30 protein-coding genes are annotated in these 24,039 nt (G+C 64.6%); 8 read left to right on the top strand and 22 right to left on the bottom strand.

The genetic code is table 11. The features are described from left to right. Positions 1-235 precede the first annotated feature (235 nt). The 3 genes from ABD231_RS16305 to ABD231_RS16295 all read right to left on the bottom strand — a co-directional run bounded on the left by ABD231_RS16305 (position 236) and on the right by ABD231_RS16295 (position 1,448). Complete coding sequence (locus ABD231_RS16305) at positions 236-937, bottom strand: GntR family transcriptional regulator (protein ID WP_344151725.1); 702 nt, start codon at positions 935-937, stop codon at positions 236-238. Positions 938-1,018: 81 nt separating this feature from the next. Further along, positions 1,019-1,195 carry a DUF5302 domain-containing protein gene (locus tag ABD231_RS16300; protein WP_165952829.1) on the bottom strand — a complete coding sequence of 59 codons (177 nt, stop codon included), beginning with the start codon at positions 1,193-1,195 and terminating at the stop codon, positions 1,019-1,021. Between the two features lie 76 nt (positions 1,196-1,271). Next, the gene (locus tag ABD231_RS16295) at positions 1,272-1,448 is read right to left on the bottom strand and encodes a hypothetical protein (RefSeq protein WP_344151720.1); all 177 of its coding nucleotides are present in this window, start codon (positions 1,446-1,448) and stop codon (positions 1,272-1,274) included. Between the two features lie 86 nt (positions 1,449-1,534). Between ABD231_RS16295 and ABD231_RS16290 the strand changes: the two genes are divergently transcribed. Both ABD231_RS16290 and ABD231_RS16285 read left to right on the top strand, forming a co-directional pair. Continuing rightward, entirely contained in the window at positions 1,535-2,185 is a 651-nt protein-coding gene (locus ABD231_RS16290) for a LysE family translocator (RefSeq protein WP_344151717.1), read from the top strand. Continuing rightward, positions 2,185-3,072 (top strand): aminoglycoside phosphotransferase family protein, encoded by an 888-nt coding sequence (locus ABD231_RS16285; protein WP_344151714.1) that lies wholly within the window; start codon positions 2,185-2,187, stop codon positions 3,070-3,072. Before ABD231_RS16290 ends, ABD231_RS16285 begins: the two co-directional genes overlap by 1 nt. Here the strand turns inward: ABD231_RS16285 and ABD231_RS16280 are convergent. From ABD231_RS16280 to ABD231_RS16265, 4 genes are read right to left on the bottom strand one after another with little or no spacing between them, the layout of a single operon-like run. After that, positions 3,059-3,784 carry a class I SAM-dependent methyltransferase gene (locus ABD231_RS16280; protein WP_344151711.1) on the bottom strand — a complete coding sequence of 242 codons (726 nt, stop codon included), beginning with the start codon at positions 3,782-3,784 and terminating at the stop codon, positions 3,059-3,061. The two genes, ABD231_RS16285 and ABD231_RS16280, sit on opposite strands and share 14 nt — an antisense overlap. Positions 3,785-3,808: 24 nt before the next feature. After that, positions 3,809-4,594: an ABC transporter permease gene (locus ABD231_RS16275; protein ID WP_344151708.1), complete on the bottom strand. Its 786-nt coding sequence runs from the start codon at positions 4,592-4,594 to the stop codon at positions 3,809-3,811. Then, the gene (locus tag ABD231_RS16270; protein WP_344151705.1) at positions 4,591-5,346 is read right to left on the bottom strand and encodes an ABC-2 family transporter protein; all 756 of its coding nucleotides are present in this window, start codon (positions 5,344-5,346) and stop codon (positions 4,591-4,593) included. Before ABD231_RS16270 ends, ABD231_RS16275 begins: the two co-directional genes overlap by 4 nt. Beyond that, a complete protein-coding gene (locus ABD231_RS16265) occupies positions 5,346-6,068 on the bottom strand; it encodes an ATP-binding cassette domain-containing protein (protein ID WP_344151702.1) in 723 nt (240 codons plus the stop codon). The genes ABD231_RS16270 and ABD231_RS16265 overlap by 1 nt, the downstream gene beginning before the upstream one ends. A gap of 62 nt (positions 6,069-6,130) precedes the next feature. Here ABD231_RS16265 and ABD231_RS16260 point away from each other — a divergent pair, with 62 nt between their 5' ends. Continuing rightward, positions 6,131-7,702, top strand: a complete 1,572-nt coding sequence (locus ABD231_RS16260) for a recombinase family protein (RefSeq protein WP_344151699.1) — start codon at positions 6,131-6,133, stop codon at positions 7,700-7,702. Between the two features lie 65 nt (positions 7,703-7,767). Here the strand turns inward: ABD231_RS16260 and ABD231_RS16255 are convergent, their stop codons facing one another. The 4 genes from ABD231_RS16255 to ABD231_RS16240 all read right to left on the bottom strand — a co-directional run bounded on the left by ABD231_RS16255 (position 7,768) and on the right by ABD231_RS16240 (position 10,853). Next, on the bottom strand, positions 7,768-7,947 hold the full coding sequence (locus tag ABD231_RS16255) for a hypothetical protein (RefSeq protein ID WP_344151696.1): 180 nt from the start codon (positions 7,945-7,947) through the stop codon (positions 7,768-7,770). A gap of 357 nt (positions 7,948-8,304) precedes the next feature. Next, positions 8,305-9,984: an FtsK/SpoIIIE domain-containing protein gene (locus tag ABD231_RS16250; protein ID WP_344151693.1), complete on the bottom strand. Its 1,680-nt coding sequence runs from the start codon at positions 9,982-9,984 to the stop codon at positions 8,305-8,307. Between the two features lie 245 nt (positions 9,985-10,229). Continuing rightward, positions 10,230-10,592, bottom strand: coding sequence for a hypothetical protein (locus ABD231_RS16245; RefSeq protein ID WP_344151690.1), 363 nt, complete (start codon positions 10,590-10,592; stop codon positions 10,230-10,232). 84 nt (positions 10,593-10,676) lie between these two features. Beyond that, positions 10,677-10,853 carry a hypothetical protein gene (locus ABD231_RS16240; protein ID WP_344151687.1) on the bottom strand — a complete coding sequence of 59 codons (177 nt, stop codon included), beginning with the start codon at positions 10,851-10,853 and terminating at the stop codon, positions 10,677-10,679. A 442-nt stretch (positions 10,854-11,295) separates the two neighbouring features. Here ABD231_RS16240 and ABD231_RS16235 point away from each other — a divergent pair, with 442 nt between their 5' ends. After that, positions 11,296-12,123: a GntR family transcriptional regulator gene (locus ABD231_RS16235; protein ID WP_344151684.1), complete on the top strand. Its 828-nt coding sequence runs from the start codon at positions 11,296-11,298 to the stop codon at positions 12,121-12,123. 111 nt (positions 12,124-12,234) lie between these two features. On the opposite strand, the gene ABD231_RS16230 is transcribed toward ABD231_RS16235, so the two are convergent. Both ABD231_RS16230 and ABD231_RS16225 read right to left on the bottom strand, forming a co-directional pair. Continuing rightward, complete coding sequence (locus ABD231_RS16230) at positions 12,235-12,585, bottom strand: hypothetical protein (RefSeq protein ID WP_344151681.1); 351 nt, start codon at positions 12,583-12,585, stop codon at positions 12,235-12,237. Between the two features lie 186 nt (positions 12,586-12,771). Further along, complete coding sequence (locus tag ABD231_RS16225; protein ID WP_344151678.1) at positions 12,772-13,134, bottom strand: hypothetical protein; 363 nt, start codon at positions 13,132-13,134, stop codon at positions 12,772-12,774. A gap of 234 nt (positions 13,135-13,368) precedes the next feature. Here ABD231_RS16225 and ABD231_RS16220 point away from each other — a divergent pair, with 234 nt between their 5' ends. Continuing rightward, on the top strand, positions 13,369-14,787 hold the full coding sequence (locus tag ABD231_RS16220; RefSeq protein WP_344151675.1) for an NsdA family TPR-like regulatory protein: 1,419 nt from the start codon (positions 13,369-13,371) through the stop codon (positions 14,785-14,787). 47 nt (positions 14,788-14,834) lie between these two features. Further along, the gene (locus tag ABD231_RS16215; RefSeq protein ID WP_344151672.1) at positions 14,835-15,260 is read left to right on the top strand and encodes a hypothetical protein; all 426 of its coding nucleotides are present in this window, start codon (positions 14,835-14,837) and stop codon (positions 15,258-15,260) included. 104 nt (positions 15,261-15,364) lie between these two features. Here ABD231_RS16215 and ABD231_RS16210 read toward each other — a convergent pair whose 3' ends face one another. Then, the gene (locus ABD231_RS16210) at positions 15,365-15,577 is read right to left on the bottom strand and encodes an ATP-binding cassette domain-containing protein (RefSeq protein ID WP_344151669.1); all 213 of its coding nucleotides are present in this window, start codon (positions 15,575-15,577) and stop codon (positions 15,365-15,367) included. A gap of 62 nt (positions 15,578-15,639) precedes the next feature. On the opposite strand from ABD231_RS16210, the gene ABD231_RS16205 reads away from it, so the two are divergent. Then, on the top strand, positions 15,640-16,587 hold the full coding sequence (locus ABD231_RS16205; protein WP_344151666.1) for a helix-turn-helix transcriptional regulator: 948 nt from the start codon (positions 15,640-15,642) through the stop codon (positions 16,585-16,587). Here ABD231_RS16205 and ABD231_RS16200 read toward each other — a convergent pair. From ABD231_RS16200 to ABD231_RS16165, 8 genes are all read right to left on the bottom strand, one after another. Continuing rightward, positions 16,584-17,810, bottom strand: coding sequence for a type II toxin-antitoxin system HipA family toxin (locus tag ABD231_RS16200; protein ID WP_344151662.1), 1,227 nt, complete (start codon positions 17,808-17,810; stop codon positions 16,584-16,586). The genes ABD231_RS16205 and ABD231_RS16200 overlap by 4 nt on opposite strands. Further along, positions 17,807-18,109, bottom strand: coding sequence for a helix-turn-helix domain-containing protein (locus ABD231_RS16195; protein ID WP_344151659.1), 303 nt, complete (start codon positions 18,107-18,109; stop codon positions 17,807-17,809). Before ABD231_RS16195 ends, ABD231_RS16200 begins: the two co-directional genes overlap by 4 nt. Positions 18,110-18,177: 68 nt before the next feature. Then, the gene (locus ABD231_RS16190) at positions 18,178-18,702 is read right to left on the bottom strand and encodes a PASTA domain-containing protein (protein ID WP_344151656.1); all 525 of its coding nucleotides are present in this window, start codon (positions 18,700-18,702) and stop codon (positions 18,178-18,180) included. 72 nt (positions 18,703-18,774) lie between these two features. Beyond that, positions 18,775-19,479 (bottom strand): DUF5984 family protein, encoded by a 705-nt coding sequence (locus ABD231_RS16185; RefSeq protein ID WP_344151653.1) that lies wholly within the window; start codon positions 19,477-19,479, stop codon positions 18,775-18,777. Further along, positions 19,472-19,741 (bottom strand): hypothetical protein, encoded by a 270-nt coding sequence (locus tag ABD231_RS16180; protein ID WP_344151650.1) that lies wholly within the window; start codon positions 19,739-19,741, stop codon positions 19,472-19,474. Before ABD231_RS16180 ends, ABD231_RS16185 begins: the two co-directional genes overlap by 8 nt. A gap of 148 nt (positions 19,742-19,889) precedes the next feature. Further along, positions 19,890-20,909, bottom strand: a complete 1,020-nt coding sequence (locus tag ABD231_RS16175; protein ID WP_344151647.1) for an ABC transporter permease — start codon at positions 20,907-20,909, stop codon at positions 19,890-19,892. A gap of 34 nt (positions 20,910-20,943) precedes the next feature. Further along, positions 20,944-21,855 carry an RNA polymerase sigma-70 factor gene (locus ABD231_RS16170; RefSeq protein WP_344151644.1) on the bottom strand — a complete coding sequence of 304 codons (912 nt, stop codon included), beginning with the start codon at positions 21,853-21,855 and terminating at the stop codon, positions 20,944-20,946. Positions 21,856-21,963: 108 nt separating this feature from the next. Next, a complete protein-coding gene (locus ABD231_RS16165; protein ID WP_344151641.1) occupies positions 21,964-23,154 on the bottom strand; it encodes an NAD(P)/FAD-dependent oxidoreductase in 1,191 nt (396 codons plus the stop codon). A gap of 251 nt (positions 23,155-23,405) precedes the next feature. Between ABD231_RS16165 and ABD231_RS16160 the strand changes: the two genes are divergently transcribed. Next, positions 23,406-24,039 (top strand): NAD(P)/FAD-dependent oxidoreductase (locus tag ABD231_RS16160; protein ID WP_344151638.1); only part of this gene is annotated, 634 nt, incomplete at its 3' end.

The raw sequence follows: 24,039 nt of genomic DNA, 5'->3' as shown, positions 1-24,039 counted from the left end.
AAAGCGTGGTGGGTCCTCCCCAAACCGGTTTGGGGAGGATGTCGGCCGGGGTTGAACTGGTGTGGGGTGGATATCGGTCGTATTTGGGGGGTGGATCCTCCCCGAATGGCTACGGGCGGTGCGCTGGCGCTCCCCGAACCGGTTTGGGGAGTTGGGTCGCTGCTGGCTCGGTTAGCGTCGCCCGAGCCGCCTTAACTAACCGGCCTTGGGGTCAACCCACCAAACGCGGGCGGGATTAGGGGCGGAGGGTGGCGCGGAAGCCGACGCGGTCGCCGCGGTAGAGGGAGCGGACCACCTCGATGGGGCGGCCGTCGGCGTCCCGGGTCTGGCGGTGCAGGAGCAGCATCGGGAGTTGCTGGGTCGCCTTCAGCAGCTCGGCCTCGCGCGGTGACGCGATCACGGTCTCGAGCAGCTCCTCGCCCTCGCCGAAGACCACGCCGAGCTGATCGGTCAGACAGCGGTAGAGCGAAACCGTGGGGTCCAGGACCTCGCGCAGGGTCGGGAAACGCTTGACGGACAGGTACGTCGTCTCGAGCCCGATCGGCTGCTCATCCGCGAACAGCACCCGCTCCAGCTCGAACACCGGATCACCGGGCGCAATCCCCAACTGCCCGGCCAGTACGTCGTCCGCCGCAATCTCGTCGAACTTGACCACCTCACGCGCCGGCGTGTGCCCCTGCGCGCGCAACGCCTCGGTGTAACTCACCAGCGCCAGCGGCTGCACGATCTTCGGCGTCGCCACGAACGTCCCCTGGCCCTGCCGAGCCCGCAACCGCCCGTCCGCGATCAACTCCCGGATCGCCTGCCGCATCGTCCACCGCGACACCCCGAAGTCCTTCGCCAGCACCCGCTCAGGCGGCAGCCCGGCACCTTCCCCCAGCTCCTCGACCAACTCGATCAGCCGAGTCTTGACCACGTAATGCAGCGGCACACTCACCTGCTGAGAATACCGGCCAAAAGAGTCGAGCCCTGGGCGTGGACCCAGGGCTCATTCGGATGGATGGACAGTTGGCGGATCTCAGCTGCCGGACTTGCGCCGGAACTGGCGCTTCTGCTTGTCGTTGTGGGCTTCGCCGACGCCTTCCTTGCGGTTGCCCGAACCCGGGTGTGCCGCGTGGTTGGCGTTCTTCTTCTCCAGCGCTTCCCTGAACTTCTTCTGCAGATCGTCCGCCGGCTTGCTGGCCTTTTCGCTCATAACCGTCTCCTTCAAACCGTCAGGCGTACTCGCACACGCTATCCGAGTTCGAGCACTGTGAGCGACCGGATTACGGTCACACCCCCGCCGGACACCCCGGCTGCCCGCAATCGGTCCCCTCGGCGACCGCGCCGTACAGGTCGTGCTCGTACGCGAAGTGGAAGCAGTCCCAGTGCATGCGCTCGAACAGCTCGTAGTCCTCCCGGCTCCCCTCGACCGGTTTCCCGCACCGCATACACTCCTGCTCCTCCATTCCCGCAAGGTATCCCAGCCCGCGAAAATCCCCGGTGCCGCGGTCCTCGACGCTGTTAGGTTCTCGATGACTGGAGAGGAGCCGGTATGCCGGTGAGTGGTGAGGCGTTGATCGGAATCGCGCTGGTGGAACTCGGGCTGGTGGTGATGCCCGGACCGAACATGATCTACCTGATCTCGCGGTCGATCGCGCAAGGCCGCCGGGCCGGACTGACCTCGCTTGCCGGGGTCGGCGTCGGATTCCTGGTGTACTTGCTGGCGGCAAGCGCCGGTCTCGCGACGCTGTTCGCGCTGGTTCCCGAAATCTACGTGGTACTGAAGTTCGCCGGCGCCGCCTACCTGCTCTGGCTCGCCTGGAACGCCCTCCGCCCCGGCGGCAACTCGGTCTTCGCCACCCAGGAGCTCGAACAGGACAGCTCCCGCAAGCTGTTCGGCATGGGCCTGCTCACCTGCCTACTGAACCCGAAGATCGCCATCCTCTACATCTCCCTGCTACCGCAGTTCCTCGACCCGGATCGCGGTCACCTCGGCCTCCAGAGCCTGATCCTCGGCATGACCCAACTGGTGGTCGGCGTCGCGATGAACGCAGTCTTCATCATCACCGCCGGCTCAATCGCCGTCTTCCTCACCCGCCGCCCCACCTGGATGCGAATCCACCGCTACCTAACCGGTACGGCGCTGGCCGTCTTCGCCATCCGCCTAGCCACCGAACGCACCCGCCCCCTGGCCACCCCCTAATGCACGCCGGCCAACTAGAAATCACCGTCCCCCTCGTCGAAAACCTGATCCGAACCCAGTTCCCCGCCTGGTCGGACTTCAAGGTCCGCGCAGTCCCATCCCACGGCACAGTGAACGCCCTGTTCCGGATCGGAGACTCCTTCGTCGCGCGGTTTCCGCTTCAGCCTGGTGATCCGGTGCAGGTTTGCCGGGAGCTTGTGGACGAGGTGGCGGCGGCTCGGCGGTTGCGGGCGATCTCGCCGTACCCGACTCCCGAGCCGATCGCCCTCGGGGAACCGGGCGACGGTTACCCACTCCCCTGGTCGGTCTACACCTGGCTCGACGGGACGACCGCGTACGACGCCGATGTCGCCGGTTCGGTCGGGTTCGCCGAGGACCTCGCGCGGTTCGTGCTCGCCCTCCGCGCCGAACCGACCGAGGGCCGCGTGTTCACGGGTTCCTGGCGCGGCGGCGTACTGACTTCACACGACGAGTACGTCGCCGACGGCCTGGAGCGCAGTCGCGGGATGATCGACGTCGACGCACTGGCCAAGTTGTGGGCCGCGCTCCGGGAGAGCCCGCGCACCGAGCCCGACGTGTGGACGCACCGCGACCTCATGCCCGGCAACCTGCTCGCCGCCGACGGTCGGCTGGCCGGGATCATCGACGTCGGCACCTTCACCGTGTCCGACCCAGCAATGGACCTCCAACCCGCCTGGAACCTCCTCGACCCCGCACCACGCGAAGCCTTCCGTACGGCGCTCGGCAGCGACGACGCGGAGTGGGCGCGCGGCATGGGCTGGTCACTCGCCCAAGCCATCGGCTGTCTCTGGTACTACGTCGAAACCAACCCCGTCATGTCCCAAACCGCCCACCGCACCCTGACCGCCCTACTCACTGCCGCCTAGCAACAAACACGAACTCCCGCCCCGGCCGATCCGGCGCATCGCGCACTTCCTCCACCGCGAAACCGTCCAGCGACACCTCATCCCGCTCCCGGAACCACAGCGTCGAATCCGACGTAAGCACGGCACCATCCGAGCTGAAGACATACGTACCGCGGAAGCTGACATACGGCAGCTCGACCCGAGTCAGCTCACCCCAGTTCGCCACCGTCTCGCCGCTGGGCAGCAGCACCTCCCGGTAGGTCGTCTCCCGCGTCCACTCCGCCCACTGCTCCCAGGCCCGGTACGCCGGATCGCGCGTCTCGAAGACGAATCGCCCACCCGGCTTCAATGCCGCTCGGATTCCGGCCACCGTCGCCGACCACTCCTCCTCGGTCAGGAAGACCTGCGCCACGTTCCCCGTCATCACGGCCAGGTCGACCTCCAGCGGTGGCAACGTCGTCGCATCACCGTGCAACCACCGCACTCGATCCGCAAACTCCTTGCCCTTGGCAACCTCCAGTGACGCCGCCGCCGGATCCACCCCGATCACCTCAACACCACGCCCAGCCAGCAGACAAGCCAGCTCTCCCGTCCCACAGCCGACATCCAGCACCCGCTCGGCGCCGAACTCGCTCACCATCGCCGCGTACGGTTCCAGGTCATCACGCGTCGCCGGCTCCAAGACGTCGTACACCGGCGCCAGCCGCGGGTCCGCAAACAAGTTGTCAGCCATACCCACGCACGCTACCCACGGCGGCTACGACGTCGCACCCGTATATCGCCGCAGCCCCGCCCGCCACGCAATCCCTGCCAACCCGCCCGCGACCACCGCGATAACCAACCAACCGGTTAGTTGTGCCAACCCCGCCCCGTTGAGCAGCGCCGACGAGGGCACCGCCGCGATCAACGCCAACGGAAAGACATAGGTCAGCGCGAACCGAATCGGCCGCGCGAACACATCCGTCGGATACCGCCCGAGCTGCCAAGCGGAGTGGTAGAACACGTCAAGCTGCAGCTTCGGCGCCCAGAACGCCAAACACGCCAGCAACACACTCAGCGCCCACGTCACCACAAGCGCGGCCCCCATCAACACCAGCCAGCTCAGCACACCTCCCGCACTCGGGCTCGTGGACGCAGAGCTGATCCCCCACCCCAACACCGATGCGCCGAGCACACACTCGATCAACGCCAGCGGCGCAGACAACGACAGGCTCGCGAGAAACAGACTCGGCGCCGGCTGCAGCAGATAGCTGTCCAGCTTGCCGTTGCGAATCCCGTTGTCCGGGAACCACGAGAGATTCGGGTCGATGAACGCCGACCGCAGCCCGGTGATCAGTTCATAGCTCCCGATCAGCACCAGGAACTCCGCCTTCGACCAACCACCCACGGCATCGGTCCGCGTGAACACGATCAGTACGGCGGCGATCGTCGTACCGAGACCGGTGAACGCCAGGATCACGTCGAAGAGCAGGTTGATCCGGAACGCGACGCTCCGGCGCAACGACATCGAGAACCCCGCTCCGAACAGCCGCAGCAGTTTCACGATCCCACCGCCGTGTACCGCCGCACGCCGACTCGCCACACCATCGAGACCGCCACCACCAGAACCACCACCCAACCAAGTTGATATGCGAGCGAACCGTCGTACCGGCCGCCGGACGCGATCTCGGCCGGCAACCCGTGCATGCCGTAGAAAGGCAGCGCCTCGGCGATCCGGGCCCAGCCGTCGGGCAGGAGCGCGATCGGAGCCGCCGTACCGCCGAGCAGGAAGCCGAGTTGGCTGCCGAACCCAACGACCGAGTGCACGCGATCGGTCCAGAACGCGGTCAGCGAAAGCAGGAACGTGAAGAGAAAGATCAGTACGGCGGCCAACGCGATCCCCGGAATCGCCAGCAACACGGATCGCCAGGCGAACGTGGTGTGCAGCGCGAACGCGGTCACCAGCACGATCGGTGCCCCGAGCAACGTCAGCCAGCCACGGATCGCGAGGTTCTCGCCGAGGACACCGAGCACGACCGGTTGCGGACGAAGCAGTTCGTGGCTGAGCGTTCCGTCGTACACGCGGTTGGAGAAGGTGTGTTGCTCGAACGACTCGGTCATCAGCGTGACCAGGATGATCGCTATGTAGTACTTCTTGATCGTTTGATCGTCCGGGTACACAGCTGACCAGATGAACAGACCGATCAGCGGCGCGATGACCGCTTGAACAACAAGCGTCAGCAGGAACCACCAAGCTCCCGACCACTCGAGCACCTGCTGCCGGATGCGGAACGTGAGCAGGGTCAGCGTTCTCATCACACGCCTTCCCGATACGCCTGGTCGATGACCTTCTCCAGCGGCGGCTCCTCGACAGCCAGGTCGATCACGTCGCCGGTCTGCAGCAGCTTGGCCGTCGTCTGCGCGACCTCGTCCCGCGGGACCCGCAGGTCCTGTACGCCGTCCCGCGTCGTGATCCGGATCAGCTTGTACGGCGAGAGTCGGGCGGACAGTTCGGCGAGCGGACCGTCGTACCCGATCCGGCCCTGGTCGATCAGGATCAACCGCGGGCACAGCGATGCGACGTCGGCCATGTAGTGGCTGGTCAGCAGCACGGTGGCGCCGGTGGTCGCGACGTACTCGGCGACGAACTCGCGGATCTGACCGCCCGCGGTGACATCGAGCCCGATCGACGGCTCGTCGAGGAACAGCACCTCGGGCCGGTAGATCAAGGCCATCGCGAGCCCGACCCGCATCCGCTCTCCAAGACTGAGCGCGCGGAGCTGCCGATCCAGTTGCAGGTCGAGGAGTTGCTGGAGTTCGTCGAGGGTACGACGGAAGTCGGGGCGGGCGACGTCGTACAGGAGCCGTTGGTATTCGAGGCTGTCCATCACCGTCAGCTCCTGCGAACCACCGACCGGCTGACTACCGCGCACGAACGCGATCCGCTTCAGGAACGTCGACCGCCGCTGCCACGGGGTGTCGCCGAGCACGCTGACGCGACCGGCGGTCGGGTGCAGGATCCCCGACAGGATCTTCATCGTAGTCCGCTAGCCGAACAGACTCCCTACGTGACATCGTTGAGTTACTGGGGAGGTTGTTGATGAGCAAGAGTAAGAGCACTCGTCTTGTACTGGGTTTTTCGGCATGGGACGACAAGGTTTCTTTGATGATGGGCGGCGTAAAGGTCCGCTACTTGATCTATGGCCGTTCAAGTAAGGATAAGAAAGAGCTTGAGTACTCGATCAAGACTCAAGCGCGCGAGGGTAAAGAGTTCGCCGATCGGTTCTCCTGGCTGAACTGTGGGATCTATCTCGACAACGACATTTCAGCTTCTCGATTTGCCGCGCTAACCGCGATTCGCGGCAACTATGACGAGATGCTGGAGGTTATCGAGTCCAGCGGTGTTGATGTTTTGGTGATGCAGGATCTTTCGCGTTCATCGCGTGACCTTGAATTCTATGCGCAACTGCGGAAACTGTGCATGGTGAACGGCGTGTTCTTCTGGATGATCGACGGGAACATTTTTGATCTCCGGGTAACGGCGGACCGGAACAGTCTTTCACAGCAGGCGGTTCACGCGGAAACGTGGTCTGACTCGATCCACGACAAGACTTCATCCGGTCTGGAAAGTCAGGTTCTGGACGGTCGCCCACATTCACATGTCCCGTATGGTTATGAGCGGTTCAAGAACCAGAAGACTGGGGCTTTCGAGAGTCAGACATTCGACATGTCCGAACACGTCGCATTCCATAAGAACGGCAAGACAGAGGTTTACACACCGTATGGGATCGTGAAGTGGATCTACAAGCGGTTTGCGGAGTTGGCGTCGCAAACCGCGATCGTTGACGAACTGAACGAGCGGGGCATTCCCTCGCCGGGTGGAAAGTTATGGTCGCGGCAAACTGTCAAGTTCATTGCGACGAACCCGACCTATATGGGCAAGCGCACCAGTGGCGGAAAGGCGGTCTCTGAAGGGCAATGGGAGGGCATTGTCGATGCGCAGACGTTCCGCGATGTCCAAGCCCTTGTTAAGCCGGAAGCCCGCCGCACCTACCGGAAGAACGGCCGGAAATGGTTACTGTCCTACGCGAGTCGTTGCGACCATTGCGGCGGTTGGTTGAGAAGCGTTCCGCGATCAAACAAGGATCTCACAAAGAAGCCCAATTATAGATGCGCGAACCTAGGTTGCGGAAAAGCCGGGGTAACTGCGGAACACTTCGATAGCTTCATCGAATCATGCTTGGTCGCTTGGCTCGCACGCAGGGATGTGTTCGAAAAGCTGGTTTCGTTCCGGCGATCAGCGGACACCAGCATCTCGCGCTGGGAAGATGACATCGCAAAGGCCGACTTGCAGCTAGAGGAGAATAAGGCATTGCGTCTCTCAGGCGAGATGGACGCACGCGATTTCACGGACATGCAAAAGGCATTGCGTAAGCGGATCGAGACGGCACAGAAGGCTATCCGGCGCGCTGCGATTCCTCAGGTGATTGTGGACCTGGTCGGGCCGGACGCTGCCGAGCAGTGGGAAGCGATCGCGGAACTAGACACAAAGCGCGACATCATCAAGATGGTATGCGCCCCGCGCCTACGTTCGGCGAACAAGAATCCACGCGCCCCCTTGGTGGATCGAGTGATCTTTTGTGGTCTCATGGCAGACCTGGAAGAGATATAGGCCCGCACGAAACCTACAAGTGCCGGGTAGCCTTCTGATGGCTACCCGGCACTTTTGCTTTGATCTTATCTGTCGCCGGTCCGGTCGAACTTCAGTGTTCTGAATAGCATGCGGGCTAGGCTGTCGTCGGGCAACGGCCAGTCTGCGACCAGGGCGATGATTTCGGGATCGGTCGGCTTGTAGGATTTGTCTTTCCAGTAGTCACTGAGTGGGAGTTTCAGCATCTGCCCGGCGTCGGTGGGCATTTGCTGTTTAGCGCCTGGCTTCTCCTTTCTCGCCGTGGGATCGGCGGGGTTGTATGGTCGTTTTCGGTTCGGCGTTGGTTATCGCCTCCCAAGTGTTGCAATTCTTCGGCCGGATGTTCCTCGGGGTTAGGGTGCGGTGGTCGCAGGCGGTCTGCTGGCTGGGTCACCCCGGCTCGTTGCTTGTGGCAACGGCCGGGGTGTTGCGTCTACCCCTGCGTGGTGCCCCGGCCACCCCGTTGCCGGTCACTGGTTGTGATGCTCACCGTGTTGTCTCCGGTGTGTGCACAGTGCCTGGATGGGTGCCTCTACGTGCGGGCGCGCGCGAGATCTGCGCACAGTGACACAACCCCTGCACGGTCACAGACCGTGATCCCCGGCGGGGTCCTGGGTTGGCTCGGCGGGTGGTGCTCCTTCCTGGTCGACCGGCCCGGTGTCCAGTTCGGCGGGGGCGGGTTGCTGGCGGGTCATGGTGGCTCGCCAGCGGCCGTAGCTAGGGCTGGTGACGGTACCGTCGGCACGTCCGGTTTCGAGCCGCTTGTAGACCCACCGGCGGCCCCTGCCTGTTGCCGCCTGCAACGACCCGACCGGCACGCCTTCGGGTGGGGCGTCTCGCAGCGCGGACCACAGCGCCATCTCCGGCCCTGAGACACCCGGGGGTGTCCCGATGGCCTCCGGGCCCCCGGAACGGCCGTCAAAGCCGCTGTCAGCGCCGCCGGTGATGATCTCGGCGGCCTGTCGCATGGTGACCGAGTCGTGCCGTGAGTGGGTGATGGCGGTTTCGGTGACGTCGGCGTCCGTGATCAGGTAGGCGCGTCCCCGTCGCGGTGTCTCCATTCCGGCAGCGGAGACGAGGAATTTGCCGGGCCCGTCGAATCCGGTGGTGTCCCATCCAGCGCGGAGTTTTCCCGCACCGAGAATGAGATCAACGTCCGGTGCTTCGTTGACCCTGAGGCAGAACCGGACGTTCATTTGCCCACGCAACGCCGACCCTTCACCCATCGCTTTCTGTGTCGGTCGCTGCGTCGCAATCAGCAAACAGACGGCGACGGCCCGGCCGCGCCTGGCGATCGAATCCGCGAGCTTTTGCCCTTTCCTTGAAAGCTCCGCGTATTCGTCGATCATGATGAACAGTTGAGGTTCATCAAATTTCGGGTACCACTCCCGCCGGCCTCGCATTGTCAGAAATTCCGCGCGCTTTTCCAGTTCATCAACACCGGCCTGCAACAATGCTTCCGCGGACTCATTATCGGTGGCCAATCTTTGCAGGACGTTCGACCAGGGCGCGAGCTCCATTCCCTTTTTCAGGTCGATACCCCAAACGGCCGTGTCGCCGCATTCCGCGATCCGCGCGAGGATCACGTTCAGCAGACCGGATTTCCCGGAATCGGTCGCGCCACCGATCAGCACATGCCGCCGGAGAAAGGACACGGTTACCGGCGCACCATCCTCGAAGATTCCGACCGTGACCGGATCGGTAATCGACGCCTTGGCCGTGGCGGTGCGGGGTTCCCACGGGATCGGTGCTGCGTGGGGGTCGGTTTCGACCAGCCGCAGCAGGAACTCTGCGGCATCGTCGGCGACCTGTTCGACGCGGACCGAGCCAACCCGCGAACCCAGCGCGGATTCCAAGGCTGGAACGGCCGAGACAGCGTCGGCGTAATGCTGACCCCGGCGCATCTTGACCCGCCCGGACCAGCCCCACTTACCGATCTGTGCCGACACCATCCGGGCACCACCGAGTCCGGCCTGTTCGGCGGTGTCGGCGAACCGCTCCCGGATCAGCCGGACCCGGGTCAACCGGCGGCGGTCCTCGCGCCACCACCACGGCACCGCAAACACCAACCCAGCAAGAGCGGAGTAGGTCGGCAGATCACCGGCCGACGGGCCGTAGACGGCCGCCAGAGCGACCGTGGCGGCTACGGCAGGGGCGAAGCCTGCCGCCCACAGCCGGACCCGCCAGCGGGCCAGCAACGGCCACCGGCGCATGAGCCAGCCAGGCCGCCACGCCAGCACCCCCAACGCGACCCCGGCAGCCACGACCGGCACCGGCCACCAGCCGGGGTGTGAGGCGTGCAGCCAGGCACCGGTCAGGAGTGCGCCGAGCCACCAATACGCCGGTGCCAGCTCGGAGCGGTATCGATAGAACGACCCGAGGCCCATTCCCAGGACCCAGAACATGTCCGAAATTCCACCTTCGGGGCGGCCGTGATAAATCACCAACCCATCCCGCCGGTGACGGCGGTGGGGAGAATCCCAGCCGCGTATCCGTGCCCGCGATCCCATTAATCATCACCGCCCGAATCACCGGAATCCTCCGGCGGGCGGCACGACCACAGCGGATGCGTGACCGGCACGGGCGGGAGTTCGTCTAGCACGAACTGCCACGACCCCATCCAATCGGCGTCGCCGTTCTCGATAGCGAAAAAGACACCGGCCCTGCACGCGGCCACCAGATCGGCATACCGCATCGCGACTCGCTCAACCTCGGCAATCAGCCGGGGAACATCGCACGAACTCAGAACAGCAGCCTGATACAAAACATCAACGTCCGGAGCCTGCACAACCGCCCGGAACCGGGCGCGCATCTCGGACAAGTCAACAGAAGTCAATCCGTAGCCGTAACGACGGCCATAGTTCTCATTCACAGTAACGTCACCACCCATCTAGGCAAGAACTTGGGTCATAGGCGTTACTCCCTTCTCTGAGCTTCCATGGATACTGCGCTTGGTTTACTGTCCGCCGAACTTGGACAGCAGATCCTGAACGAACGGGCTGTACTGGCTCTTAGCCACGAAATACCCGAACAGGAAGAAGACCACCGCGTGGATACCGTTCGCGCTCATCCGCATCAGCAGGAAGAACCCCAGCGCTGCAAAGATGAACAGTCCAGAAATCGCGAAAATCAAGATGCATCACCCCCTCTCCCTCGCTAGTGACGAAAGGGGTTCAGCAGAACCCGCCCACCTCCCGGGCCGGTCCCTGTTGAGTACTTAGCGCCGCTGACGCTGCTGCCAGCGGAAACGCAAAGCACACTTACGGCAACACGCCAGGCCGCGTTCCTTCTGCGCACCGCACGCGCATCTTGTCCGGAACACCGACCGCTCTCTACCGCCGTTGTTTCTCAAAGCACACCACCTCTCCCCAGTCGTGAATCTGTCGGGTGGCCACTGGAGTAGTCCAGTGGAACAACCATAGCTGGTGTACACCAGTGGAGCAACCAGCTAGTCTGTCTACAGATGTAGACAGAGCGCAGGCCGAACCGCCCGTGAAGAGCATGGATCGGCGCGCCACAAACCAGAACCTGGAATAGCAAATCCAGGACTCTCGGACCCGACTCAGGGAGTAGCTGTGAACGCCAAACCCACGCCAGGCAAGGCCGACGAAGCACTCAGCGAGACCGCCGCCCAAGCACTCCATGAGGCCGCGACGATCGCCGGAGTACCGGCCGCCGGGAAGACCGAACTCATCGCCGGGATCCTGCGCGAACAGATCCTGTCCGGGAAGTTGACCCCGGCAACCGTTCTGCCGTCCGAACGCACCCTGAGTGCCGAGTACGGAGTCAACCGGCTGACCGTCCAGCGCGCCATAGCCATCCTGCGAAACGAAGGACTCGTGCAATCCATCCACGGCAAAGGCGTATTCGTCCGCCGTGCCGGGGACTGGCCCAGCCGCACCCACCACCGAACCATCACAGTCGATGGTGACGGCAACTACGTGGACTCCGAATCCACCGGTGGTGAATGGCGCGACATCGAACCACCAAACAAGTACAACACCAATGCTGAAGGGCCCTTGGCGCTCGCATTCGGCGTGGTCGAAGGAACCCCGTTCTATGCATCAGACCGCCTCCTCGAAAATGACGCGGGAACCCGCATCTTTGTACGGAATTATCTGCCTGCCTCGATCGCAAAGAAGCTCCGCAGCATTACCCGCAAGCCCTATGTATCCGCCCGCGAAACCTTCAAGGCAGCCAAAGCCGCCGGGATGAAACTCGACTTCAACGACTACGTCGCCGCACGCAACCCCACCCCGAGCGACGCACATTCCCTGCGCATCCCTGACGGAATCCCCATGCTGATCACCCGCCGAATCACCACCAGCAACGGGGAGCCGATCCTCATGCAAGAAACCCGCCGCAGCGCCGAAGACACCCAACTGCACTACCGGCCTCGCTAAAAGCAGTAATAGCCCGCGACCGCTACGGACGAGTCCTAACCACCAGAAAGGCGGTTAGGGCTCGTCCGTGAGTTGCGGTCACGGGCAGGGTGTTCGTCAAAGCCAGTTCAGCTAGACGGCGTCTTTCGCGGGCTCGCTGGGCACGTCCGGCAATTCAGGTTGCTTCTCCGACGAGGGGTTCTTGAAACCGAGTTCGCGATCCGTTGCGACGTGCAGAACATCGCGGAATCCCCGGCGGTAGTCCGCCGTCGGCCAGCGGACAACTCCACGTTCCAGTTTGGCGATGTAATGGGCGTCTAGCGCCCTTTCGCTGCCTGTCCTTTCCCAGATCAGCGCACAAACAGCCTCCGCAAGTTCGACGCGGGACAACGACCGGCCGGGATAGTCCGGCGACTCGACCCGTTCCCGCGCTGCCCGGAGAAGCCAATTCGGCTCAGTCGGCGATACTTCACTGTCCTTCACCTGATCCCCGTATCGGACGTTCACGCAAAACCTTTCTTCTCTGGATTGGAAACGGCGGGGCGCGGGGCGTGGTTCACTTTCCCGCTGAGGAAGCGGAATGGACTCGCGACACCGCGCCCCACCGACGCCAGGGCAACCGGGCGGGTGAAATGACGGCCCCCGCTCACCAACCACCCTGACGGGCTCTTATTCGACGTGTCCCGCAATGAGCACTTGTACGCCATCGGCATTGAATGCCGCGAGGACCGCTAGAGGGGGATCCCCCAAGCCTGCGAGATGATGAATACCAGGCACGATTACGACATGCTCGCCTGGGCCGGATAGCTTCTCTGCCATCCGCGCGAAGGCATCCGGAACCGTCTCGCGCTTCTCGACAAACATCTCGATCTTGTCGAGGTCGTAGCCTTTCCGCTCGGCGAACGCCAACAAACCTTTCTGGGCTCGGGCCATTTCGCCAGCGGTCATCATCATGTGTTCGCGCAAGTAGATTGCGACGAATGTTCTCGTTGGAGCGTCTGCTTCCATGTCTACCCCGTTGGTTATTGTCATTCGCCCTCCTGATGGATTCGCGTCCGACGACCTTTCTTGCTTTCTGTGTTCCAGCCTGGTGGAGGGGTGTCCGCTCTCGTAATGGCCAACTGCTGCCCTTTTGCCGCCCTTCAGTCGCCCAAGTGGCCCTGACCTGCGACAATGAGGGCCGGACGAGGGAGGGCGAGGAAGCTGCACGAGCAGTGGACGGGCGAGACGGCTAGGTTGCTTCGTGAGAGGGCCTTGCGCCTCAGCGTGCGCGATTTCGCGGACCGGCTCGGCGTGCAGCACAGGACCGTGTCCAAGTGGGAAGCAAAAGGGGCGAACCGAACGCCACAAGGGCATATGCAGGCGATCCTTGACACCGCGCTGGCGCAAGCCGACGACGACGCGAGAACGAGATTTGAGCTAGCGCTGCAGGCCAGAAATGTTGCCGACAACGCGCCAGCATTGGTGAATCCGGCTGCTGGCTCACAAGTTGATACCGCCCCGCAAATCGCCACCCCGGATCAATTCGACCGCGCGGCCGATCCCACAATGCTGTGGCTGCCAACGAGTACGGCTCGCGATGTTCGGGATTTTGCAATTAGAGACCTGATGCTAGATAGGCGAAGGGTGCTCTCTGGTGGCCTGGCGGCACTCGCGGTCGGCAGTCGATTGACTGAGCCGATCGACGGGTGGGCAGCAGGCATTCCCATGTACTTCTCCGCTAACAAGGCAGGCACCGTTACCGAGGAAGAAGTCCACCATATCGAGCTGACCGGCCGCGCGCTCCGGGGGTGGAACAGTCGTTTCCGGATGGGGATTAGGCGGAAGGCGGTTCTAGGTCAGCTGGCAGAAGTAGCCGAACTGATAGAGCTAGGACAACCGGCAGAGCTGGAACGCCGCCTGTTTCGGGTGTCGGCAGAGCTAAGCAAAGTGGCTGCCTCTATGTCATGGGATGCAGGGCTCAACGCCGAGGCACAGCATTACTACTTGCTTTCTCTGAGAGCGTCCCATGCCGCTCACGATCAACTCTTCGGAATCAACGTCCTAGCGGCAATGGCACGCCAGATGGTCTACCTAAACAGAGGCACGGACGCCCTCGATATCGTCAGGGCAGCGGCCGACAGTGCGGCGAGAACAACGCCGCGCGTCTACGCGATGCTGCGGGTACGTGAAGCCTGGGCGCATGCCCGATTAGGGCGCTCTGAGGCATTCCGAAGAGTGACAGGGAAGGCTGAGGAGCTTCTGTCGTCAGAATCATCGAACACCGAAGATCCATACTGGATTTCCGGATTCGACCGTGCGGAGCTGTCGGGCACCACCGGCGGCCGGTATCTCGAACTAGCCACCATCACCGGCAAGCCTCAAGCATTTGCCGATGCTGACACTTACATTTCAGAAGCTCTGCGCCTGCGCGACGGCGGTAACCTCCGGAGTCGCGCACTCGACACCATCAACCTCGCCAGAGCCAGACTCGGCACACAAGAACCCGTCGAAGCGGCGCGGATAGCCCTTGACGCGATGAGCATTGCCCGACGAACGAATTCCGGCCATGTGGACCGCAAGCTCAGGCGTTTCTCCGAAGAGAGCGCGCGGTATTCGAAGAACCCTAACGTTCGTCAGGCACGACAGGAACTCGGCGACTACCTCCGCAAGCTACCGCAGAAAGAGAGTCAGAAGGCGCGATGAGGATTGGCATTACAGGGCACACTAACTTGACGTCAGCTTCTGAGTCATTGGTCTACGAGGCGATACGCGTAGTGTTGGGCGGACACGCGGACATCAATGGCGTGACATGCTTGGCCAAAGGCGCAGATCAGATATTCGCGCAAGCGGTCCTCGACAGTGGCGGGCAACTTACGGTCGTTCTTCCTTCGCTGAACTATCGTGAAGCGAAAGTGAAGCCTGCCAATCTTGCGAGATTCGATGACCTGCTGTCCCGAGCTGACGTCGTGTATATGCCGTTCGATGAAGCGGGCCGGACCGCGTACATGGCCGCCAGCGAGGAACTCGTATCCCGCAGCGAATTACTGGTTGCTGTCTGGGACGGCAAACCGGCAGGGGGATACGGCGGAACCGCCGATGTAGTCGAGCACGCCCGCACGCTGGGCCTCCCGGTACACATCGTGTGGCCCGAGGGAGCCGAGCGCGAAGCGGGCTAGGAGCTGCTCCGGGCTGGGTCCTTAGGACAGTGCAAGGGGGCGACAGGCGGGCGCTGTCGCCCCTTACACTTGCCCCCTGACCTGCGGAAACGTCAAGGGTGTCCCTACGGCCACTTGACTGTGGTCGTCTTGCCGGCTCCATTCGGCCCGATGAAGCCGACCACCTCACCCGGTTCGATCGTGAACGACACCTGATCGAGCGCCTGCACCGTCTTGTACTCGCGGCGCACCAGCGACCCGAGAGCAGCCCGCAACCCGCCTTTGCGCACGGGAGCTCGATAGGACATGGCGAGCTCATCCACTTCGACAACAGTCATCCAGCGACCGTAGAAACAAAACACCACACTTGATGTCTTATTTAGCTGGCATAGTTCGTCGCATGCGCGCCGAGCGGCTCCTGCGACTCCTCCTCCACCTGCAGACCCGCGGCCGCTCCACGGTCGCCGACCTGGCCGCCGTACTGGATGTCTCGCACCGAACCGTGCAGCGCGACCTCGACGCCCTGTCCCTCGCCGGCGTCCCCGTCTACTCCACCCGCGGCCGCGGCGGCGGCTGGTCCCTGCTCCCCGACTACCGCAGCCGCCTCACCGGCCTCACGCCGTCCGAAGTCATGTCCGTCTTCGTCGGCGCCACCGCCCACGTCCTAGCCGACCTAGGCCTCGACGTCTCCGCCGACCAGGCAGTCCTGAAACTCATCGCCACCCTCCCCGACGCCTCCCGCCGCGACGCCGAGTACGCCCGCCAGCGCCTCCTCATCGACCACGCCGGCTGGGACGACCGCGGCAGCGTCACCTCTTTTCGGCCCCGCTGGCTGGACCTCTGCCGCCAAGCCGTCTGGGAAGAACGCACCCTGGAAATCACCTACGCCGAAGGCACCACGCCGTTCCCCATCGCCCCGCTCGGCCTGGTAGCCAAAACCCGCACCTGGTACCTAGTCGCCGCCCGCCCCGCCGGCCACGTCCGTACCTACCGCCTAAGCCGCCTAACCGCAGCCACCCTTTTGAGCGCGACCTTCACCCGTCCCCCCGACTTCGACCTAGCCACCTACTGGCACCAGTCCCAGCAAGCCCTCAAAGCCTCCCGCCCCTCCTACCTCATAGTCCTCCGCGTCCACGAAGACTCCCTCCGCCGCTTCCGCCCCACCACCCCACCCATCCCAGCCGGCAACGGCTGGTGGATCATCCACGCCGACCTGGAAAACCCCACCGAAGCCACCGCCACCGTCCTAGCCCAAGCCGGCACCGCCATAGCCCTCTCCCCACCAGCCCTGGTCACGGCAGTCCGAGAAGCCGCCCAATCCCTCACCACCCTGCACAATCCGGGCTAACCGAACGCGGTGCGCATGCCCTCGAACGTCTCCTTGAACTGCATCAACTCGCCTTCGGACACTCCGTTGCGGACGGCAACTTCCCGCCAGGACGACACCGCTTCCGCGACCTCCCGGAGAACCTGGTTCGCTTGGTCGGCAGTCAGCCGGAAGGAACCGGCGTACGTCATCAATCCGTCGACCTCCTCGGTACGCCGGTACGCTCCGCCGATCCCCGTCACCCGCGACGCGGCCGGGTCCGGATTCGGATTGATGTCGAAGGCGGGTGCCAGCCGCCACCCGGACGGGTCGGGGTGCACGAAACCGTGGTTGCGCAGATGATCGTCGGTGTTGTGGACCGCGACAGAGAAGGCCATCCGGCGCCACAACTGCGGAAGATCGATCCCGACCTGCGAGCCGAACTCAGTCAGCGTCTCGGCCACCTCCAGATAGTCGGCCGGGTCACCGTCCGCTCGCTGGATCAGCGTCATGGCGCTGACATAACCGACCCGCCGGCCGCCTGCCCGATCGAAGCGGTCGAGCACGAGCACGGGCCGGCCGCCCACTCCGACGAGTTGCCGGACGGGTACGTCGATGCCGGCGCGCTCAGCGAGGTCGAGTGCCGTCTTCTCCCAGGCGATCACATTCCAGTCGTCGCTGTGATGCGGAAACTTCGCTATGCACAATCGCTCGGAGTCGCGCACGGAAGCCTTCGGCCGGGCACCACCCAGCGATCCCGAGCCCGCGTCCAGCAAGTCCTTGAGCGCCGACACATCGTCGGGATCCCGGGCAATCGCATCGGCGGCTCGGAGCAGGCGAGGCAGTTCCACCAGCTTCGGAACATTCAACTCCGGATCCAGGTAGGGACCGTCGCGATCGGTCTGGAAGCGCAGCGCTCCCTGCCGGGTGAAGTCGCTGACGCCCAGCAGGTAGTCGACCTCACCGATCGAGGGGATGGTCCTCCCCGCTCCCCGCGCCTGGCCGCGCAGGAGTTTGGCGATCAGGTTCCGGCCCCATCGATCAGGGGAGCAGTCGGACAACGCCCCCGGTAGTCCGGAGATGTTGTGCGTCCCGTCGATCAGCGACATCGCGGGATCGATCGCGTACGCCGTCGGCATCGCGAGGTATCGCTCGTCGTACCGGAAGGTCGTGGTCAGCACGTTGCGGCGTCTGCGGAAGTACGCCGTACCGACCGGCACGGTTCGTCCTTCGAGCTCGACCGACACCAGGACCTGATCGCTCACCTCCGCACCCGCTTCGGCAGCGCCTGGTCGGCCCGGGCCCGGCCGAGATCGGTCTCGTACGGATCGAGGGCGTCGACGAGCCGGTCCAGCGCGCCCAGAACCCGGGCCACGTTCAGAAACGGCTCGAGACCGACGGTCGGATCACCGTGCTCGAGCTTGCGCAGGGTGTCGCGCGTGATCCCGGCCCGATCCGCGACCTGCGCCGCCGTCAGGCCGTTCAGCTTCCGCCAGGCGGTGAGGTGCGCACCGAGCTGCTCAGCGGCGAGCCGCGTACGCACGGGCACCGGGGACCGAGCCATGCCACCCACCTCTAACGCCGACCATGCTCGCCAATAAGTCCTTTAAAGGCTAACACAGACGCCTTTAGCTACTCCAGGAGGAATTCGGTCTCGTCCGGGATGTCGGGCTCGGGCGGGAGAGTGCGGACCCAGATGTTGACGACTGTGGGCGGCAGGTTGAACGAACCGCCGGTCGGGCTCTGGTCGGTGACGGTGTTCTCCTCGGCCGGGCTCGTCCACTCCCAAACGGTCTTCACGCCGTACCCCTCAGCCCGGAGCGTGTTGAACGCGTCGACATGCGTCATGCCCACCACACCCGGCACACCGAAGAACTGTTCCTTTTTCGCGAACGCACCGACATCGGCGCGACGCAGCACGAACCCCTCCGGCAGCCCCAGATTCAACCGCGCAGCCGCCTCGTCCAACACCTCGACAAGCCGCACCTGCAACGCCGAATCCGTCACCTGCCCGACAACCTCCTGCAGCCCACCCAACTCCTTGAGCTGCCCCTTCAGAACCTCATCAACCTCAGGATCCACCGGGACGTACAGGTCATGACAGATCTCCTCACCATCCGCCCCGACATAACAAAACCGCCAGTACGACTCAGACATAACTCCCCCTAGCTCCAAGAACGCCGACAACACAACTCTCCCGACGAACCTTCAGCCAGCCTTCAGGAACAGCTATCCAGTCAGCTGTACGGCGCCTGTGCGTACGACGCCCCAGTCCGTCGCCTGACGGCGTGATCGGGCGCGGGTCAGCCAGCCGACACGGTCGTGGTGTTCAGTGCGCAGGTGTTCGAGGTCCAGTGCGATGCCTGACGGCGGAGCGCCCTCGACTTCGGCGACGCGGCGTTCCATCGCGGTCATCAGTGCAGCATCGAATTGCTCGATGGCAGCGATGAACTCGGGGACAGCGATCGTCGTTCGCAAGGCTCGCGGTTCGGCGAAGTTGGCCGGCGCACTCCAGTCGACGACGATCTGGTCTCCGGTTCGCCAGCATCGCAGCGATGGTGAGTCGCGGAGGTACCCGAAGTAGAGAGACCGTGAGGCCCAGCAGTCCATGGCGGCCTCGGCCGCGTCGGACTCGACCTCATTCCAGCCACCGCCATCGGAAGCTGTGAAGCCGAGCAGATCAGCCGGCACCTCCTCCAGCGCCACCGGAAGCAGTTGGAGCAGGTCCTCCCACAGCCGGACCACGTAGTAATCGACGTACGGGACCTCGTAGTCAGCAGCGAACTTCAGCAGCCGGACATCGCCGAGCTCGATCCAGTACCAACCATCGGTCAGACCGAACCAGTGCAGGTTCGGCTTGTCACCACCCCACGGCGCGACCTCCGCCACGGGCCGAAGCTCGAACCCGAAACGCAGCAAGGAAGGCTCAGACATCTGAGGCAAGTTGCTGCATGAGGCGTTTGCAGTGTTCGCGCAGGGCCGGCAGGATCCGAGCACCGACCTCGTCGGCTCCGGGAATGTCCTGCGCGTCGGCTACCGCTCGTTCGAAGGCATCCGGGTACTGCTCGGCACGTGTTTTGGCGCGGCTGACGAGAAGGTCCGGATCCAGGCCCAGAGTTCTGGCGGCCTTGTCCCACTGCTTACGCCGTACACGGCTGAAGATCCGCCGTATCCGACGTGGAAGGGGCTCGATCACTGCCCGATCGTTCCACAGGACAGGATTCGCCGGAACAGCCCTACGGAACACCACGAGGGACGGATCGCCGACGCCGGCCGGCTGGGCGTAGCGCATCGTCCGTCGTCGCTGCGGGACATTGGCGACGGCGCGGGAATTGCGTTTGCTCTTACTCCTTTCGAATTGCGCTTTCAGGGTTCGAGATGGCGCGGTGTGCGCGCAGGCCGCCGATCAGGCACAGCGCTACTCCGAGTGTGGCCCAAAGGACCAGGACGGTGACGGTGGCAGCAGCGCCTCGACCGTCGAAGAAGGCGGTCGATCGCAGTAACCGACCGCCGGCTCCGGGCGGCAGCAGCTGCCCGAGTGCGCCGGACCAGCCGGGCAGCATTTCGGGGGCGGTAGCGGTCCCCGAGAGCGGGTTGCCGATGAGCATCATGATCACGGCGCCGATCCCGATCCCGGCATAGCCGAACAGCGATTCGAGCCCGAGAACGGTCAGAGAGACCGCCGCGATGCTCAAGGCAACAGCACCGGTATTGGCCGGGTAGGAGCCGCTGAGCGAGCCGAACCAGAACTGCAGGATCCCCGCCACGGCTAGGCCGGCGGTGACCGCGAAGGCCAGTGTCCCGGCGATGCGGCGACCGGTGCCACGCACGAGCCTGGTCAGCAGCACCGTGGCGAGCAGGCCACCCATGACCAGCGGCAGGGCACCGGCGGACAGGCCGGCCCCGCGCGGGTCGTCGGCGGGCAGGGCCGCGAGGTCGCGGACCGCCACCGGCGGTCCGGCGTTGCCGCGCTGTCCGAGTCCGGTCGCCATGGTCTGCAGGGTTTGGGCGACCGCGGTGCTGGCGGCGGAGGCGATGATGACTTGCGGGGTGCCGGAGCTGAGATCTATGGCTCCGTACACCTGCCGGTCGCGGATGAGTTGCTCCGCGCTCGCGGTGTCGGCGACTTCGGTGATGTCGAAGCCGCCCGGCGCACGCTGCTCGAGCGCGGTCCGGACCTGGGCGACCGCGGCGGTCTGCCCGGCGACGGCGATCGGCACATCGTGCACCGAGGACCGCACCGACGGCCAGGCGAAGGCGATGAGTAATACGCTGGTAAGCGTCGTGAGCAGGACGACCGCTCCGGCCACGGTTGGCCATCGCGACGGAAGCGCGTCGGTGGTGAGCGATGCCCGCGTGGTCATGGAACTCCCTTGAATGGTTGGGTCGTGGCTGATGTCAGCGCAGGGTGAGTGGAGTTTCGGTGTCGATGTGGGTCAGTTTGTGCGGGTTGCGGACGAAGTAGAGACCGGTGATGCGGGTGTCCTCGACCCGCACCGCGATGACACCGTCGAGTTCCCCGTCGACTTGCAGCGCCAATGCGGGGCTGCCGTTGATCGCGGTCGGTTCGACGGCGAGCACGACGTCGTGCTTGGTGAGGCCCCCGACCATGAACCGCGCCGCCTTGTCCGCGCCGATGACCGGCCGGGTGCCGGCCTGCTTGATGCCGCCGCCGTCGCTGATCACCACCACGTCCGGGGCGAGTACGTCGAGCAGGCCCTGCAGGTCCCGGGTCTCGAGTGCGCGCCGGAACGCTTCGACAACGGCTTGCGCCTCGCGCGCGGTGACCGCGCGGCGCGGACGGCGGGCTTCGACGTGGCGGCGAGCGCGGTGGGCGATCTGGTACACGGCGGCGGGGGACTTCTCCACCGCGTCCGCGATCTCGTCATAACCCAACCCGAACGCTTCGCGCAGCACGAAGACCGCTCGTTCGGTCGGGGCCAAGGTCTCGAGCACGACCATCAACCCCATCGACACGCTTTCGGCGAGTTCCACATCGTCGGCCACGTCCCGAGTGGTGAGCAGCGGCTCCGGCAGCCAGGAGCCCACGTACGCCTCCCGCCGGCGCTTCGCCGAACGAAGCCGGTTGAGCGCCTGCCGCGTGGTGATGCGCACCAGGTAGGCGCGCGGGTCGTCGACGTGCGCCGCGTCGACGCCGACCCAGCGCAACCAGGTTTCCTGCAGCACGTCGTCGGCGTCTGCCGCGGATCCGAGCATCTCGTAGGCGACGGTGAACAGCAGATTGCGGTGCGCGACAAACGTTTCCGTCGCCGCGAGGGTGGCGTGGTCACCGTCACCTGTCGTGGGCATGAATTCCTCTCCTGGAGGGCGGGTCGTGAGTACGGGCATCCAGCGCGGCCGTCCTCGTTTCGGACGCTGCCGCACACCGTGCCACTGGTGACAACGACGAAACGGTGTCTACGCGCTCGGTGTCGTCACGTTCTCGTTCCGGGCTCGTAGCAGGGCCGGCCGGTGTCCACCATCCTTCGGCCAGTGGTGCGAGCCCGGCTTGTGCGCCTCGGTCGCAAGGTGCTTGACGCTGGCTGCGCAGGAATACTCCTTGAGCTTGCGGCCCATGAACCCAGGAAAGTACACCCGCTTTGCCGTGTCGTCCTTGTGGAGGAGTTGGAAGATCCCGGTACCGCGGCCGAAGCTGAAGCACATCGCCTGGAAGGCCAGGTCGATCGGCGCCGGCGGCTCATCCGCGATCCGGGCCAGCACTGTGTCGGCGGCGTGGGCGCCCAGGCATCCAGCGATGTAGGCACTCATCCGGAACGGCAGGTCCGACGGCGCCGACGCGTCGCCCGCCGCGATGATGCGATCGCTGTCGATGCTGGTCAGTGTCTCGTCGGTGAGCAGCCGCCCGGCGGCATCGGTGCGCAGCCCGCTGCGGTCGGCCAGATCGGGCACACCGAAACCCGCAGTCCAAATGGTGACCTGACTCGCCAGCGCGCGGCCGTCTCCGAGTTCGACGCTTCCCGCTCGCACGGCAGTGACCGACGTATCCGGGCCTTCGATCACCTCGACACCCAGTTTGGTGAGGTATTTGCGGGCTGTGCGCCGAGCGCTGGGGTGCAGGTTCGGGGCGAGGACGCCGCCGCAGACCAGTCTGACGCTGCGCCCCTGTTCGGCGAGTTCCGCAGCGGTCTCGGTACCAACCGGACCGCCTCCGACGACCGTCACCGTCGCCGTGACAGGCGTGTCCAAAAGCACCGACCGCAGCCGCTGCGCGGCCTCCAGAGTCGCGACCGGATAAGCGAATTCGGCAATGCCCGGCACCTGCGGTCCGGCGCTGAGGCTGCCGACCGCATAGATCAGATAGTCGTAGCCGATGCTGCCACCCTCGGCGAGGCTCACGGTTCGCCCGACCGCGTCGATGTGCGTCGCACTGTCGACCACCAGTTCGACGCCCTCGGCGAGCACCTCCCGGTAGTCGACGACCGCATCATGGGTTCCGCCCACCAACTGGTGCAGCCGCAGCCGGGGTACGAAGACCTGTCGCGGATTGACCACGGTCACCTTGACCTTGTCGCCCTGCCTCAGACGGTTGGCCGCCATCACTCCCGCGTAGCCGCCGCCGAGCACGACCACCTCGATGCTTCTGCCCATGGTGTCTCCTTCGATCCGAGTGGGGTCGGGAACAAGACACCGCAGCGACGAAGGTTCTGACAGGTTGTGAAGCAGATCACCTTGCCGTGTGGCTCGTCGCTTGCCCGGCGCCGCCCTGGTTCCGGCCGGGAGATCATCGATCGGAAGCGACGCGAGAAGTGGTCCGTGTCACAGCACTGGTCGAAGCTGTCAGGAAATCGCGGCCGCCGGTGTCTTTCGACCATCACCTGAACCGGACAGGAGTCTCAACCATGAAGCACCGCATCGTTGTTCTCGGGGCCGGCTACGCCGGAGCCTTCTCCGCCACCTTCCTCGCCCGCCAACTGCACCCCGACGACTTCGAGATCACCGTGGTCAACGCCGAACCCGATTTCGTCGAACGGCTGCGCCTGCATCAGCTCGCCGCCGGCCAGCAGCTGCGCGACCGCCCGCTGTCGAAGGTATTCGCGGGCACCGGAATCCAGCTGCGCCTGGCACGGGTCACCGACGTCAACGCCGAGCACCGGACCGTCACCGTTACCGACGGCGACGGGGTCAACCGGCTCGAATACGATACCCTCCTCTACGCGCTCGGCAGCACCACCGCCGACCACGGCGTTCCCGGCGTCGACGAGCACGCCTTCCACGTGGCGGCGCGGCCTGCCGCGCTGCGCCTGCGCACACGCCTGGACGACCTGGACGAGGGCGGGCACGTGCTAGTGGTCGGCGGCAATCTGACCGCGATCGAGACGGCCACCGAGCTCGCCGAATCCCGTCCGGGACTGCGGATAAGCCTCGTTACCCGCGGTGAACTCGGCGCCTCGCTGGGTCCCAAGGCCCGCCGGCACCTGCAGCGTGCCTTCGACCGGCTCCACATCACCGTCCACCAGCACGCCACCATCGTGC

This window comes from Kribbella yunnanensis (genome assembly GCF_039529655.1).
In the GTDB taxonomy this organism is placed as follows: domain Bacteria; phylum Actinomycetota; class Actinomycetes; order Propionibacteriales; family Kribbellaceae; genus Kribbella; species Kribbella yunnanensis.
The sequence above is the reverse complement of the archived record's forward strand: the minus strand, read 5'-3'. Positions and strand labels throughout refer to the sequence as shown.

Bases quoted from the DNA above. Each gene is read 5' to 3' on its own strand.
- ABD231_RS16255 (WP_344151696.1), bottom strand. From the start codon at position 7,947: ATGCCCACCGACGCCGGGCAGATGCTGAAACTCCCACTCAGTGACTAC.
- ABD231_RS16265 (WP_344151702.1), bottom strand. From the start codon at position 6,068: ATGAAGATCCTGTCGGGGATCCTGCACCCGACCGCCGGTCGCGTCAGC.
- ABD231_RS16270 (WP_344151705.1), bottom strand. From the start codon at position 5,346: ATGAGAACGCTGACCCTGCTCACGTTCCGCATCCGGCAGCAGGTGCTC.
- ABD231_RS16185 (WP_344151653.1), bottom strand. From the start codon at position 19,479: ATGTCTGAGCCTTCCTTGCTGCGTTTCGGGTTCGAGCTTCGGCCCGTG.
- ABD231_RS16280 (WP_344151711.1), bottom strand. From the start codon at position 3,784: ATGGCTGACAACTTGTTTGCGGACCCGCGGCTGGCGCCGGTGTACGAC.
- ABD231_RS16210 (WP_344151669.1), bottom strand. From the start codon at position 15,577: ATGACTGTTGTCGAAGTGGATGAGCTCGCCATGTCCTATCGAGCTCCC.
- ABD231_RS16175 (WP_344151647.1), bottom strand. From the start codon at position 20,909: ATGACCACGCGGGCATCGCTCACCACCGACGCGCTTCCGTCGCGATGG.
- ABD231_RS16165 (WP_344151641.1), bottom strand. From the start codon at position 23,154: ATGGGCAGAAGCATCGAGGTGGTCGTGCTCGGCGGCGGCTACGCGGGA.
- ABD231_RS16205 (WP_344151666.1), top strand. From the start codon at position 15,640: ATGCGCGCCGAGCGGCTCCTGCGACTCCTCCTCCACCTGCAGACCCGC.
- ABD231_RS16170 (WP_344151644.1), bottom strand. From the start codon at position 21,855: ATGCCCACGACAGGTGACGGTGACCACGCCACCCTCGCGGCGACGGAA.
- ABD231_RS16195 (WP_344151659.1), bottom strand. From the start codon at position 18,109: ATGGCTCGGTCCCCGGTGCCCGTGCGTACGCGGCTCGCCGCTGAGCAG.
- ABD231_RS16285 (WP_344151714.1), top strand. From the start codon at position 2,185: ATGCACGCCGGCCAACTAGAAATCACCGTCCCCCTCGTCGAAAACCTG.
- ABD231_RS16225 (WP_344151678.1), bottom strand. From the start codon at position 13,134: ATGACAATAACCAACGGGGTAGACATGGAAGCAGACGCTCCAACGAGA.
- ABD231_RS16295 (WP_344151720.1), bottom strand. From the start codon at position 1,448: ATGGAGGAGCAGGAGTGTATGCGGTGCGGGAAACCGGTCGAGGGGAGC.
- ABD231_RS16290 (WP_344151717.1), top strand. From the start codon at position 1,535: ATGCCGGTGAGTGGTGAGGCGTTGATCGGAATCGCGCTGGTGGAACTC.
- ABD231_RS16300 (WP_165952829.1), bottom strand. From the start codon at position 1,195: ATGAGCGAAAAGGCCAGCAAGCCGGCGGACGATCTGCAGAAGAAGTTC.
- ABD231_RS16190 (WP_344151656.1), bottom strand. From the start codon at position 18,702: ATGTCTGAGTCGTACTGGCGGTTTTGTTATGTCGGGGCGGATGGTGAG.
- ABD231_RS16260 (WP_344151699.1), top strand. From the start codon at position 6,131: ATGAGCAAGAGTAAGAGCACTCGTCTTGTACTGGGTTTTTCGGCATGG.